Annotated in this window: 11 protein-coding genes; 5 read left to right on the plus strand and 6 right to left on the minus strand. The window is 72.5% G+C overall.

All coding sequences use genetic code 11. The features are described 5' to 3' along the window. Positions 1-9: 9 nt before the first annotated feature. Both NW895_RS23020 and NW895_RS23025 read right to left on the minus strand, forming a co-directional pair. Complete coding sequence (locus tag NW895_RS23020) at positions 10-423, minus strand: DUF6010 family protein (protein WP_289937694.1); 414 nt, start codon at positions 421-423, stop codon at positions 10-12. Positions 424-563: 140 nt separating this feature from the next. Beyond that, a complete protein-coding gene (locus NW895_RS23025; protein WP_289937696.1) occupies positions 564-1,766 on the minus strand; it encodes a glycoside hydrolase family 64 protein in 1,203 nt (400 codons plus the stop codon). Between the two features lie 204 nt (positions 1,767-1,970). Between NW895_RS23025 and NW895_RS23030 the strand changes: the two genes are divergently transcribed. Continuing rightward, positions 1,971-2,255, plus strand: coding sequence for a hypothetical protein (locus NW895_RS23030; protein ID WP_289937697.1), 285 nt, complete (start codon positions 1,971-1,973; stop codon positions 2,253-2,255). A 43-nt stretch (positions 2,256-2,298) separates the two neighbouring features. On the opposite strand, the gene NW895_RS23035 is transcribed toward NW895_RS23030, so the two are convergent. Both NW895_RS23035 and NW895_RS23040 read right to left on the minus strand, forming a co-directional pair. After that, positions 2,299-3,864: a glycerol-3-phosphate dehydrogenase/oxidase gene (locus tag NW895_RS23035; RefSeq protein ID WP_289937701.1), complete on the minus strand. Its 1,566-nt coding sequence runs from the start codon at positions 3,862-3,864 to the stop codon at positions 2,299-2,301. Then, positions 3,861-4,460, minus strand: a complete 600-nt coding sequence (locus NW895_RS23040) for a TetR/AcrR family transcriptional regulator (RefSeq protein ID WP_289937703.1) — start codon at positions 4,458-4,460, stop codon at positions 3,861-3,863. The genes NW895_RS23035 and NW895_RS23040 overlap by 4 nt, the downstream gene beginning before the upstream one ends. Positions 4,461-4,533: 73 nt before the next feature. On the opposite strand from NW895_RS23040, the gene NW895_RS23045 reads away from it, so the two are divergent. Together NW895_RS23045 and NW895_RS23050 are read left to right on the plus strand one after the other, a co-directional pair. Next, a complete protein-coding gene (locus tag NW895_RS23045; RefSeq protein WP_289937822.1) occupies positions 4,534-6,123 on the plus strand; it encodes an FAD-binding oxidoreductase in 1,590 nt (529 codons plus the stop codon). A gap of 51 nt (positions 6,124-6,174) precedes the next feature. Further along, positions 6,175-7,056, plus strand: a complete 882-nt coding sequence (locus NW895_RS23050) for a YegS/Rv2252/BmrU family lipid kinase (RefSeq protein WP_289937704.1) — start codon at positions 6,175-6,177, stop codon at positions 7,054-7,056. Between the two features lie 36 nt (positions 7,057-7,092). On the opposite strand, the gene NW895_RS23055 is transcribed toward NW895_RS23050, so the two are convergent. Further along, positions 7,093-9,372: a catalase gene (locus NW895_RS23055; protein WP_289937705.1), complete on the minus strand. Its 2,280-nt coding sequence runs from the start codon at positions 9,370-9,372 to the stop codon at positions 7,093-7,095. A 246-nt stretch (positions 9,373-9,618) separates the two neighbouring features. Here NW895_RS23055 and NW895_RS23060 point away from each other — a divergent pair, with 246 nt between their 5' ends. Next, positions 9,619-11,313, plus strand: a complete 1,695-nt coding sequence (locus NW895_RS23060; protein ID WP_289937706.1) for a hypothetical protein — start codon at positions 9,619-9,621, stop codon at positions 11,311-11,313. A gap of 4 nt (positions 11,314-11,317) precedes the next feature. Here the strand turns inward: NW895_RS23060 and NW895_RS23065 are convergent, their stop codons facing one another. Then, the gene (locus NW895_RS23065) at positions 11,318-12,028 is read right to left on the minus strand and encodes a class I SAM-dependent methyltransferase (protein WP_289937708.1); all 711 of its coding nucleotides are present in this window, start codon (positions 12,026-12,028) and stop codon (positions 11,318-11,320) included. Between the two features lie 44 nt (positions 12,029-12,072). Here NW895_RS23065 and NW895_RS23070 point away from each other — a divergent pair, with 44 nt between their 5' ends. Continuing rightward, positions 12,073-12,525: an NAD(P)H-dependent oxidoreductase gene (locus tag NW895_RS23070; protein WP_289937710.1), complete on the plus strand. Its 453-nt coding sequence runs from the start codon at positions 12,073-12,075 to the stop codon at positions 12,523-12,525. Positions 12,526-12,556: the final 31 nt, after the last annotated feature.

Genomic DNA, 12,556 nt, shown 5'->3' on the forward strand with positions numbered 1-12,556 from the left:
CTTCGGGGGTCAGGCGTGCTCGCGGGCGGCCCCGGGACGCTTGCCGCCGCGCAGGCGCAGCAGTGACGGCCCGCCCGCCAGGCACCACACGGCGATGACCGGGTCGCAGAGGGCGCAGCCCAGTGACGAGTCGTGCGCGAACGGGATGATCGGGTTGCCCTTCAGATGGTGGACGACGTCCCAGGCGGTGTGCAGCAGCCAGCCGATGCCGATGAACGTCCACGACTCCAGGCCGCGGTAGGCGACGTACGTGACGAGCGCGGTGAAGGGGAACTCCCAGCCGCCCATCCCGCCGCTGCCGAGATAGGCGGCGCCCGCCCCGGCGACCATGACCGCGTTGAAGCGGCGCCGGTGGGGTTCGCGGATGAGGGACATCAGCAGTGCGTAGAGGACGCCGATGCCGATGGGCAGCACGTAGGGCATGGGGAGCTTCTTCCTGAGCGTGACGGTACGTTGGCCGCGCGGCGTGGCAGCTCACACGCTAGGTCCGTGCCTGTGCGCCGCCCAGAGGCATTACCGACAGGTTCCAACGGATTGTCGCCGCCCCGCCGCGGGCCCGCTGCTCAGTCGAACGGGTCGAGCGTCAGGTAGGCCTGACGGGGACGTGCGTCGTGCAGAAGCGACTCGTGATGCCCCACGTCGTCGAAGGCGAAGGCGTAGGCCTTGCCGTCGGCCGTCCGGGCGTGGATCTCCCGGGCGTAGTGGTTGGTCACGGAGTCCCGGTAGAAGTCGGCGGAGCCGGTGTCGGGCTGGTTGGGGTTGACGAGGAGGGTGGACCGGTTGAAGCCGGCGCACAGGGTGCGGGAGATCGGGCCGCGTACCTGGTCGTTGGGGGCGTCCAGGCGCTTGTGACAGCCGAAGACGCTGTCCGCGTCGGGCTTCTGGAAGCTGGTGACGACCGTGCCGGCGCTGTTGGTGAAGTTCAGGACGCCGCCGGAGACGCGGCCGTAGTACTTGGTGTTCGGCTGGTCGGCGAACGGGGTGACCGTCAGTGTCGACGTCGTGTACTTCTGCCAGACGCGGTTCACATAGTCGTCCATCACCGAGGCGGGCAGGGCGCCGGTCTCCAGGCCGTGGCCGGGGGAGAGGGCCCGCAGCACGGTGCCGTCCGGGCGGGTCTGGATCAGGGCCGCCCAGCCGCCGGGCCGGCCGCGCAGGGCGGTGAAGAACCCTTTGTAGCCACCGGGCTTGAGGCGACCGGTGCTGCTCGTGCTGCCGTCGGCCCGCTGCACGCCGACCGCGTACGGCGCGGAGAACATGTCGACCTGCGTGCTGTTGATCCACAGGCCGGAGTCGTTGAGGGTGTACTCGGACCAGTTGAAGAGGATGTTCCGGTTGGGGTCGCTCGGATTCTGCACCGCGGGCTGCACGAGACCGCCGGTGGCCAGCTTGAACACCAGCTTCTGGCCGTACGAGAAGTAGATCCGGCCGGAGAACTTCGGGATCCGGATGGTCGTGGACCGGCCCGGGGCGGGGCCCGTGAGGGCGGCGTCGGGCGCCGGGACGGGCGGGTTGCCGCCCGCGGGCCAGGCGTGGAAGGTGCCGTCGGCGTCGGCCCAGCCCTGTCGGCCCGTCGACAACTGTGTGCCGAGGTTGTAGACGTACAGCGGCTCGGTGCGGCCGGAGTTGTTGGTGATCTTCAGTGGGACGGTCTCGGGGACCGCGGCGGCGGACGCGGGCGCGCCGACCGCGAGCAGGGCGCCGGTCAGGGCGGTGGCGAGAGCGGACGCCGCGGCGGCGATCCGGTCTCGGAGACGTCTGGTCACGCTCTACCTCCGTACGGGCTGCCTCCGTGCCGAGCCGGCGGGCTCGCGGCGCGGAGTCGTGGGGGATTTGGTCCGTACTAATCCTTGAGAGCGCTCTCAGCCTTACGCTGTGCCGCGAACATGTCAACAGCCCGGATCTCTCCGGATTCCGGACGTGGCGGCTCGACGCGCGGAATGCCGGCCTCCTCCTTAAGCTCTTGGCGTGTGGCTCACACATTCGAAGAGCTCGTGGAGAAGCGGCGTGCAGCGGACCAGGCGCACAACCGGGTCGAGGAGCTGCGTGACTCGTACGGGCCGCCCACCCAGGCCAAATGGACCCAGCGGCAGTCCCGCACGTACGAGACCGCGGTGCGCGCCTGGCGCGACCTCGACCGGGACGTACAGGCCGCGATGACGGAGTACGCCAGGGAGCACGGCAAGACCCGACGCGCGGTCGAGGCCAGGGTGCGGAAGGTCATCCAGGGGGCGGAGCAGGGACAGGAGCGCTAGCCCGGAGGCAGCCCGCACGCGCCCGGCGCCGCGACCAGGGGTTTCAGACCTGCCAGCCCGGTGCCTCGCCCAGCAGGGCCCGCACGGCGTCCAGCGCTGCGGCCCGGTCGTCGGGTACCAGTCCGATGCGGGTGCGCCGGTCGAGCAGGTCGGCTTCGTCGAGCGCGCCCTCGTGACGGACGGCCCACAGCAGTTCGGCGCCGGTGACCGGGTGGCCCGGCAGGACGGGGCCGGCCAGGCGGGGGTCGTGTGTGCCGAACGCGTGGACGTCCGGCGCCTCGGTGCCGTAGCGCTGGATCAGGCGCCGGGGGGCCCGCAGGGAGACGAGGGCGTGGGGCGGCGCGGCGCCGACGAGCGGGAGCGTGGCGGTGGGGGAGGGGCCCGCGGTGAGCCGGCGGGCGGCGACGGCGGCGTCGACGGCGTCCTCGGCCATGCGCCGGTATGTGGTGAGCTTGCCGCCGACCACGGTGATCACCCCGTCCCGCGAGGTCAGCACCGCATGCCGACGGGAGATGTCGGCGGTGCGGCCGGCGGTGCCCGACGGCGTGGTGTCCAGGAGGGGGCGCAGGCCCGCGAACGCCCCCACGACGTCGTCCCGGTGGACCGGAATGTCGAGGACGGAGCCGAGCACGTCGAGCAGGAAGCCGATGTCCGTCTCGGGCGCCCGGGGAACGTCGGGGATGTCACCGTCCACGGGTTCGTCGGTGAGTCCGACGTAGACCCGTCCGTCGCCCTGCGGCAGGACGAGGACGAAGCGGTTGGTCTCCCCGGGGACCGGGATGTGCAGGCCCGCGGGCAGCGGGCCGAGGTGCTCGGAGCGCAGGACGAGATGGGTGCCGCGGGACGGCCGGACCCGGATGCCGTCCACGAGGTCACCTGCCCACACACCGGAGGCGTTGATCACCGCACGGGCCCGGATCTCGCCCTCCTCGCCGGTGAGTTCGTCGCGTATCCGGGCGCCGGAGCCGGTGATCTCCAGGGCCCGGACGCGGGTCAGGATCCGGGCCCCGTGAGCGGCCGCGGTGCGGGCGAGTGCCGTCACCAGGCGGGCGTCGTCGGTGAGCCCGCCGTCCCAGGACAGCAGGCCGCCACGGAGGCCGTCGGCGCGCAGGGCCGGGGCCAGATGGCGGGTCTCCACCACGGAGAGCCTGCGCGGCGCGGGCAGGGTGGCCCGGGCCGTACGCGCCGCCAGGCGCAGCGTGTCACCGGCCCGGAAGCCGGCCCACGCCAGCGCGGCCTGACCGCCTGAGACCAAGGGAGTCAGGGGCAGGACGAACGGCTGGGCCCGTACGAGGTGGGGAGCCGTGCGTTCCATCAGCACCCCGCGTTCGACCGCGCTCTCGTGGGCCACGTCGAGCTGGGCGGAGGCGAGGTAGCGCAGCCCGCCATGGATGAGCTTGGAGCTCCAGCGGGAGGTGCCGAAGGCCAGGTCGTGGGCGTCGATCGCGACGACGTCCAGTCCCCGCGCAGCCGCATCCAGAGCGGCTCCGGCACCGGTCGCGCCGAGGCCGACGACCAGCACGTCCACGACGGGACCGCCGACCGTGCCGGCCAGTTCACGCGAGCGCCGCGCGGCGGACAGCGACGACCCGGAGGCGGGACTGCTCATGGCGTGAGTGCCCTCTCCAGGACGGTCCGCAGCTCCCCGAGGAAGGCCGCGCTGCTGAGGTCGGCGTCGTCCTCGTCGGTCATGGTCCGCAGGGACAGCGTGAAGGACTGCACGATCAGCAACAGGGACCGCGCCTGCCGTTCGGGGTGGGTCGCGCACACCGACCCGTCGGCGTGCCCCTCCCGCAGCGCGTCGGCCAGCAGCTTCAGCAGGGCCTCCTGGCTCGCCCCGCGCCGGTCCAGTACATAGGGAAGCAGCAGCTCGGGGTCGACGTCGACGATCTTGCGGAAGAGCGGATGGGTACGGAAGGCCTCCACGCCCGCCACGAGCCCGTCCACGACGAGAGCACGCGCCTGCGTCCCCGGCCGGCGCTCCGGCATGGCCCGCATGGCCACGTCGATCCATTCCCGGGTCATCAGATCGCCGACCAGCGACCGCACATCGGGCCAGCGCCGGTACAGCGTCATCCGCGAGACCCCCGCTCGGCGGGCCACGTCGGTCAGCGTGGTGCGGCGGACCCCGACGGCCAGGACGCAGTCGCGCACCGCGTCCAGTACGGCATCGGCGTTCGAATGGTTGTGACGAATAGGCGTCATGTGTCACAGTGTAACGCCCGCGGGGCCGGGCGGAAGACGGCACCCCAGGAACCGAGCGATGAGGACGACAGGAATGGACATGCTGTGGAACGGCTGGGGCGACCCGATCAGGGCGACGCCGCTGCCCGACACGGTGACCGAACTGCTACGTGACGTGCTGGGCGTCAAGCCGCGCGGCACCGCACCGCTGCGCCTGGAGGACATCGCCGTCCCCGACTCGCCGCTGGACCACGCCGCACACCGGGCCCTGCTCACGGCGGTCGGCGAGGAACACGTGCGCACCGACGCCGAGACGAGGATCCGGCACACCCGCGGCAAGTCCACCCCCGACCTGCTGCGGATACGGGCCGGCGACGTCTCGGACGTCCCCGCGGCCGTCGTCCTCCCGGCGAGCCATGACGAGGTGCTGGCCGTGCTGCGGGCCTGCGCCGCACACGACCTGCCGCTCGTCCCCTTCGGCGGCGGCACGTCCGTGGTCGGTGGTCTGTCCCCACGGCGGAGCGTCTTCGTCGCCCTGGACCTGCGTCGTATGGACGCTCTGCTCGCCCTCGACCCGGTCTCCCGCACCGCCACCCTGCAACCCGGCCTGCGTGCCCCGCAGGCCGAGGCACTCCTGGCCGGACACGGCTTCACCCTCGGCCACTTCCCCCAGTCCTACGAGTGGGCCACCCTCGGTGGCTTCGCCGCCACCCGCTCCAGCGGACAGGCGTCCGCGGGCTACGGCCGCTTCGACGAGATGGTCCTGGGCCTCACCCTCGCCACCCCCGAGGGCACCCTCGACACCGGCCGCGCCCCGCGCTCGGCGGCCGGCCCCGACCTGCGCCAGCTCCTCCTCGGTTCGGAGGGCGCCTTCGGGATCATCACGTCCGTGACCGTACGGATCCGCCCCGTCCCGCAGACCCGCCACTACGAAGGCTGGCGCTTCCCCTCCTTCGAGGCGGGGTCCGCCGCCCTGCGCAGGCTCGCCCAGGACGGGCCGCGTCCGACCGTGCTGCGGCTCTCCGACGAGACCGAGACACTGATCGGCCTGGCCCAGCCCGACGCCCTCGCCTCCTCCCGCGCGCAGGAGGCCGCCGGATGCCTGGCGATCGCCGGCTTCGAGGGCACGGCCGACGACACCGCGCACCGCCGGAACGGCGCCACCGCCGTCCTGCGCGACTGCGGCGGCACCCCCGTCGGCGAGGATCCGGGACGGCGCTGGGCCGACGGCCGCTACTCCGCCCCCTACCTGCGGGACGCGCTGCTCGACGCGGGCGCGTTCGCCGAAACCCTCGAAACGGCGGCCTACTGGTCCTGCCTCCCCGAGCTGTACGCCTCCGTCCGCGAGACCCTCACCGGCACGCTCACCGAGGCCGGCACACCGCCCCTGGTCATGTGCCACATCTCCCACGTCTACGAGAACGGCGCGTCCCTGTACTTCACCGTCGTCTCCGCCCAGGGCGACGACGCCGTGGCCCACTGGACCCGCGCCAAGCACGCCGCCAACGAGGCGATCCTCGCCGCCGGCGGCACCATCAGCCACCACCACGGGGTGGGCACCGACCACCGGGACTGGTACGTAAGGGAGGCCGGGCCCCTCGGCGTCGAGGCCCTGCGCGCCGTCAAACGACGACTGGACCCGGCCGGGCTGCTCAACCCGGGCGTCCTGCTGCCTCTCGATTGACCCCTCGATTGACCCCGCACCCACCCCGTGAGCCCCGCCCGGAGGCAACCGATGCGCCAGTACACCGCCGTCGTCAACCCCACCGCGGGAGCGGCCGGCTCGGCCGCCGCGCTGCTCGCGGTGGCCCGGCTGCTGCGGGAGGCCGGCGCCGCGCTGGAGACCGAGTACAGCCGCAGCCTGGCCCACGCCCAGGAGCTCGCACGCCGGGCCGGGGAGCAGGGACGGGTGGTGCTCGCCGTCGGCGGGGACGGAATCGCCGGCGGCATTGGCGGAGCCCTCAGCGGAACCGGCGCCCTGCTCGGCCTGGTCCCGGCCGGCCGCGGCAACGACTTCGCCCGCGCCCTGGGCCTGCCCACCGACCCCGCGGCCCTCGCCGACGTGCTGCTCCACCACGAGCCGCGCGCCGTCGACACCATCCAGCTCGAATCGGCCGTCCACGACCGCACCGTCGTGCTCGGCAGCGTCTACGCAGGCGTCGACGCGCTCGCCAACCGCCACGCCAACCGCGCGAAACTGCTGCGCGGCGCCGCCTCCTACTACGCCGGCGGTCTGCGCGCGGTCACCACCTGGCGCCCGGCGCGCTACCGGGTCACCGTCGACGGCCGGGAACACCCGCACAGCGGCTACACGGTGGTGGCCGCCAACTCTGGCTCCTACGGCTCGGGCCGCCTCATAGCCCCCGACGCCCGCCTCGACGACGGCCTCCTGGACATCGTGATGATCGGCGAGGCACCACGGCGGCTGTTCTTCGCCCTGATGAACGACCTCAAGTCGGGCACCCACGTCGACCGCCCCCAGGTGCGGATCCTCCGCGGCAGGGAGATCCGCATCGAGGCCGACCGCGAGGTGCCCTACGGAGCCGACGGCGAGGTCGAGGCCGCTCTGCCCGTCACGGCGAGGGTGCTGCCCGGGTCGCTGCGCGTGCTCTGCTGACCGCTGCGGAGCGCACCGGGGCGCGGACACGAGCCGTCAGGCGCCGGCGGGGAAGCGTTCCCAGACACGGTGGGCGCCCAGCAGCTCGGTCACCTGCCGCAGAACGGCCGTACCGCTGTCGCCGAGGACCACGCCAGGCGCGTCGGAGGGCACACCGGCCGCCTCCAGCACGGCCTCGCCGCCCGCCCAGGCGCCGATGGCCTTGCCGTGCCGGAACGCCTCGGACACCAGCAGTCCCATCCGGGGGTCGCCCGCGGCCCGCGACACGGCAGCCGGGGCGGCCTTGGCGTCACGGGCGCCGTACGCGTCACCGCCCACACTCGGCGGGCCCGCCAGCAGCACGGCGTCGAACTCCACGGACCGTGCCGTGGCGTAGGTCCGCTGGACCGTCACCGCGTCGTCGCCCGCGCCGAGCCTGCCGCCCGACGGCGCGACGACCAGAGGAACCATGCCCGCGTCGACGACGGCCTCCCGCACGGCACGTACGCCGTCCAGGTCGCCGTCCTCGCCGGACACGATGCCGATGATCCGCCCGTCCGCCGGCCAGGTCCGCCCGACCTGGGACAGCGCCGGGCTGGGCGCCACGTCGGCCAGGGGCACGGTGGGCTCGGGCGCCGGCAGGCCGAGGCCCTCGGCGACCTGCTCGCACAGCTCCGGGTCGATGTTGGCGAGGACCTGCAGCGCCCGCTCCTTGACGGCCTGTTCGTAGCACTTGCCGAGTTCGAAGGTGTAGGCGCCGACGATGTGCTCGCGCTCCACCGGGCTCATGCTGAGCCAGAACCGGCGCGGCTGGCTGAAGTGGTCCGCGAACGACTCGGGAGCCTCCCGTACCTTCCTCGCCTCCGGTACCCGCACGGGTGTCTCCACGTACGCCCCGGCGTCCGCGCCGGCGGTGAACGGGCAGCCGCCGTCGAGGGAGTTGGGCCGGTACGGCGCGGCGCCCCGGTGCACGGCCGTCTGGTGCATGCCGTCGCGCTGCATGTCGTTGACCGGGGCGTGCGGGCGGTTGATCGGCAGCTGCGGGAAGTTGGGGCCGCCCAGGCGGGTGATCTGGGTGTCCAGGTAGGAGAACAGGCGGCCCGCGAGCAGCGGGTCGTCGGTGATGTCGATGCCGGGAACGAGGTGGCCGACGTGGAAGGCGACCTGCTCGGTCTCGGCGAAGAAGTTCGACGGATTGCGGTTGAGGGTCAGCAGCCCGACCGGCTGCACGGGCGCGAGTTCCTCCGGGACGAGGTTCGTCGGGTCCAGCAGGTCGATGCCCTCGAAGGTCTGCTCGGGCGTGTCGGGGAACGTCTGGATGCCCAGCTCCCACTGCGGATACGCACCCGCCTCGATGGCGTCCGCGAGGTCCCGGCGGTGGAAGTCCGGATCGACACCGCCCGCGATCTGCGCCTCCTCCCACACCAGGGAGTGCACGCCCAGCTTCGGCTTCCAGTGGAACTTCACCAGCGTCGTGCCGCCCTCGGCGTCGACCAGACGGAAGGTGTGGACGCCGAAGCCCTCCATCATCCGGTAGGAGCGCGGGATGCCCCGGTCGGACATGTTCCACAGCGTGTGGTGGGCGGCCTCGGTGTGCAGGGTGACGAAGTCCCAGAACGTGTCATGGGCGCTCTGCGCCTGCGGGATCTCCCGGTCCGGATGCGGCTTGCCGGCGTGGATGATGTCCGGGAACTTGATCGCGTCCTGGATGAAGAAGACCGGCATGTTGTTCCCGACCAGGTCGAAGACGCCCTCGCCGGTGTAGAACTTGGTGGCGAATCCCCGGGTGTCGCGCACGGTGTCCGCGGACCCCCGTGACCCCAGCACCGTGGAGAACCGCACGAACACCGGCGTCTCCACGTCCTTGCCGAGGAACGCCGCCTTGGTCACGGAGGCCGCCGTGCCGTAGCTCTTGAAGACGCCGTGCGCCGCCGCGCCCCGGGCATGGACCACGCGCTCCGGGATGCGCTCGTGGTCGAAGTGCATGATCTTCTCGCGCAGGTGATGGTCCTGCAGCAGCACCGGCCCGCGCGGACCGGCCTTCAGCGAGTGATCGGTGTCGTGGAGCCGGGTGCCCTGCGCGGTCGTCAGACGGCTCCCGGCCTGAGCCACCCGGGCCCGGTCGGCCCCCGTCGGCTGGCCGGTCGGCGACACGGTGTCCGGACCGCTCTGGTCCGGTTTCGGCGGCAGCGGCTCCCGGGGCTCCGTCGGCTCGGCCACGGACGGCGACTCGGGACCCGGCTTCCCGGGAATGCCCTCCTCCGGCCCCGTGCCGTCGCCCAGCACGCTGTCGGTCACCTTCTCGGCCGCGCGCTTGAGGGGGTTGGGCTGGCTCATCCGTATCGCTCCTTAAGCTTCTGCCCGGGCCACGATCACCGCGGCCGCGTGGTCAACCGCCCTCTGCGTACCCCTGAACCAGGACTCAAGGCGTGCCAGAAGACCGTCACCGCAAACCGCGATCTTCATCCGTTTCAGGGCCCCGGCCCGGTATCGGGCCCACCGGGAACGCCCGGCCCGATACCGTCGCCGTCACGCCTTGCGCGGTGGCGCCGGGGGCGTTCTGGTGGGAGGGAGGAGGCACCCATGGACTACTACGACCTCGGCACCCACAGCCGTCCGGTGACGACCTCGTCGCCCGAGGCCCAGACGTGGTTCGACCGTGGGCTGGTCTGGACCTACGCCTTCAACCACGAGGAGGCCGTCTCCTGCTTCGAGGCGGCCGCCGCGGCCGACCCCGAGTGCGCCATGGCCCAATGGGGCATCGCCTACGCGCTCGGCCCCAACTACAACAAGCCGTGGGAGTTCTTCGACGAACACGACCTCCTACGGACCGTCGAGCGCACCCACACCGCCGTGGAACTCGCACACGCCAAGGCCGAGGCCGGAGCCACCCCCGTCGAACGGACCCTGATCGGCGCGCTGCGGGCCCGCTACCCGCAGGCGAAGGCCGTCGAGGACTGCTCGGTGTGGAACACGCCGTACGCCGACGCCATGCGTGCCGTCTACGACCTGGCCCCCGACGACCCCGACATCGCCGCCCTGTACGCCGACGCGCTGATGAACCTCACCCCCTGGCAGCTGTGGGACCTTCCCACCGGGGGTCCCGCCGAAGGCGCCCGGACGCTCCAGGCCAAGTCCGTCCTCGACAAGGCGCTCGCCACCGGGACCGGGGAGAGGCACCCGGGCATCCTGCACCTGTACATCCACCTGATGGAGATGTCCCCGACGCCCGAGGCTGCCCTGACCGTGGCCGACCGGCTGCGCGGCATGGTGCCCGACGCCGGTCACCTCCAGCACATGCCCTCGCACCTGGAAGTCCTGTGCGGCGACTACGGCCGTGTGGTGTCGGACAACAGCGACGCGATCGTCGCCGACGAGAAGTTCCGCGCCCGGGCGGGGGAGATGAACTTCTACACCCTCTACCGGGTGCACAACTACCACTTCAAGATCTACGGCGCGATGTTCCTCGGCCGGTCCAGGACCGCCCTGGAGACCGCCGATCAGCTCGAAGCGACCATCCCGGAGGAGCTGCTGCGCGTGCAGAGCCCGCCGATGGCCGACTGGCTGGAGGCCTTCCTCGCCATGCGGGTCCACGTGCTGATCCGCTTCGGCCGCTGGGCCGAGATCCTCCGGCTGCCCCTGCCCGCCGACCCGGAGCTGTACAGCATGACCACGGCGATGCTGCACTACGCCCGTGGCGTCGCCCTGTCGGCGACCGGGCGGATCGCCGAGGCCGAGGCCGAACGCCGGCTGTTCCGTGCGGCGGTCCCCCGCGTCCAGGAGACGCGCATGCTGTTCAACAACACCTGCGCCGACATCCTGGCGATCGCGTCGGCGATGCTCGACGGCGAACTCGAATACCGCAAGGGCGACCACGACGCCGCCTTCGCCGCGCTGGAGCGGTCGATCGCCCTGGACGACGGCCTGCCCTACGACGAGCCGTGGGGATGGATGCAGCCCACCCGGCACGCCTACGGGGCCCTGCTGCTGGAACAGGGGCGCGTCGAGGAGGCGGAGGCGGTGTACCGGGCCGATCTGGGGCTGGACGACACCCTGCCGCGCGCGCTGCAGCACCCCGGCAACGTCTGGGCCCTGCACGGTATCCACGAGTGCCTGGTCCGCCTGGGCAGGCCCGGGGAGGCGCAGATCGTGGCCCAGCAGCTGAAACTCGCCGCCGCCATGGCGGACGTACCGATCGAGTCGTCCTGCTTCTGCCGCCTGGAAACCGTCGCGGGCGCCGCCGACGCGGGCGACTGCTGCGCCACCCACGATCACTGAAGGGTCAGCCGGCCGGCGCCCTCGCGTCCCGCCGGCAGCACAGGAAGAGGTGGGGTTCGGGGGCGGCATCGGAGTGGGCCGGAGTGAACAGCACGCTCTGATCGGACACCACGGCAAGGCCGGCCCCCTTCACCAGGGCGACGACGTCCTCGGTGGCGAAGCTCGTCGCCCGGACAGGCTGCCCCATGAAGACGAACTCGACGTCCTCCACGTCGGCGGGCACGGTGGCGAGCACCAGACCGCCTCCCGGCCGCAGCGCCCGCACCAGACGCCGTACGAGCTCCGACTGCTCCTGGCGGGACATCATCAACAGCGAGAAGTACACGCAGACCGCGTCGAACGAGCCGTCCTCCAGCTCGACGTCGCGGATGTCGGCGCAGCGGAACTCGGCGGCGGGCACCTGCCGGGCGGCGAGCTCCACCATGACGGGGGAGACGTCGATCCCCAGCACCTCGTGACCGGCCTCGGTGAGCGTGGAGGCCGTGGGACGCCCCGTTCCGCTGCCGACGTCCAGGACGCGGCTGCCGGGTGCGAGCAGACCGAGCAGCCACTGCAGCGACGCGCGGTGCGCCTCGGAGTGGGCGAACGCCTTCTCGTACGCCGGCCCGAGCGCGTCGAAGACCGCCGCCGCCCGCCGTCCGTGTTCCTCGCCGGCCACGATGCCCTCCCCCGTCGTGATGGGTGCGCAGATCGTCCCACACGCGGCCTCCGTCATGGTGCGACTTGCGGCCGAAAGCCACCGCACGGCAGGGTTCCGGTGTGGCCACCCTGCTGATCGTGCATCACACGCCCTCGCCCAACTGCCAGGCGATGTTCGAAGCCGTCGTGTCCGGCGCGACCGACCCGGAGATCGAGGGCGTCCAGGTCGTGCGGCGCGCCGCGCTGTCCGCCACGGCGTCGGACGTGCTGGCCGCGGACGGCTTTCTGCTCGGCACCCCGGCGAACCTCGGCTACATGTCCGGCGCCCTCAAGCACTTCTTCGACCTGGTCTACTACCCCTGCCTGGACAGCACCCGCGGCCGGCCGTTCGGCGTCTACGTGCACGGGGGCAACGACGTCACCGGAGCCCTGCGCGGCATCGAGGCGATCACGACGGGCCTCGGCTGGCGCCGTACCGCCGAGCCGGTGATCGTGACCGGCGAGCCGGGCAAGGCCGACCTGGAGGCGTGCTGGGAGCTGGGCGCCACGGTCGCGGCCGGGCTGATGGACTGATCCCGGCCCGGCCGGACCGCTGAACGGCGGG

It is taken from the genome of Streptomyces sp. S.PNR 29, assembly GCF_030386795.1.
GTDB lineage: Bacteria > Actinomycetota > Actinomycetes > Streptomycetales > Streptomycetaceae > Streptomyces.

Excerpts from the sequence above, each read along its gene's own strand:
- NW895_RS23045 (WP_289937822.1), top strand. The coding sequence starts at position 4,534 with ATGGACATGCTGTGGAACGGCTGGGGCGACCCGATCAGGGCGACGCCG.
- NW895_RS23040 (WP_289937703.1), bottom strand. The coding sequence starts at position 4,460 with ATGACGCCTATTCGTCACAACCATTCGAACGCCGATGCCGTACTGGAC.
- NW895_RS23055 (WP_289937705.1), bottom strand. The coding sequence starts at position 9,372 with ATGAGCCAGCCCAACCCCCTCAAGCGCGCGGCCGAGAAGGTGACCGAC.
- NW895_RS23020 (WP_289937694.1), bottom strand. The coding sequence starts at position 423 with ATGCCCTACGTGCTGCCCATCGGCATCGGCGTCCTCTACGCACTGCTG.
- NW895_RS23065 (WP_289937708.1), bottom strand. The coding sequence starts at position 12,028 with ATGACGGAGGCCGCGTGTGGGACGATCTGCGCACCCATCACGACGGGG.
- NW895_RS23050 (WP_289937704.1), top strand. The coding sequence starts at position 6,175 with ATGCGCCAGTACACCGCCGTCGTCAACCCCACCGCGGGAGCGGCCGGC.
- NW895_RS23060 (WP_289937706.1), top strand. The coding sequence starts at position 9,619 with ATGGACTACTACGACCTCGGCACCCACAGCCGTCCGGTGACGACCTCG.
- NW895_RS23035 (WP_289937701.1), bottom strand. The coding sequence starts at position 3,864 with ATGAGCAGTCCCGCCTCCGGGTCGTCGCTGTCCGCCGCGCGGCGCTCG.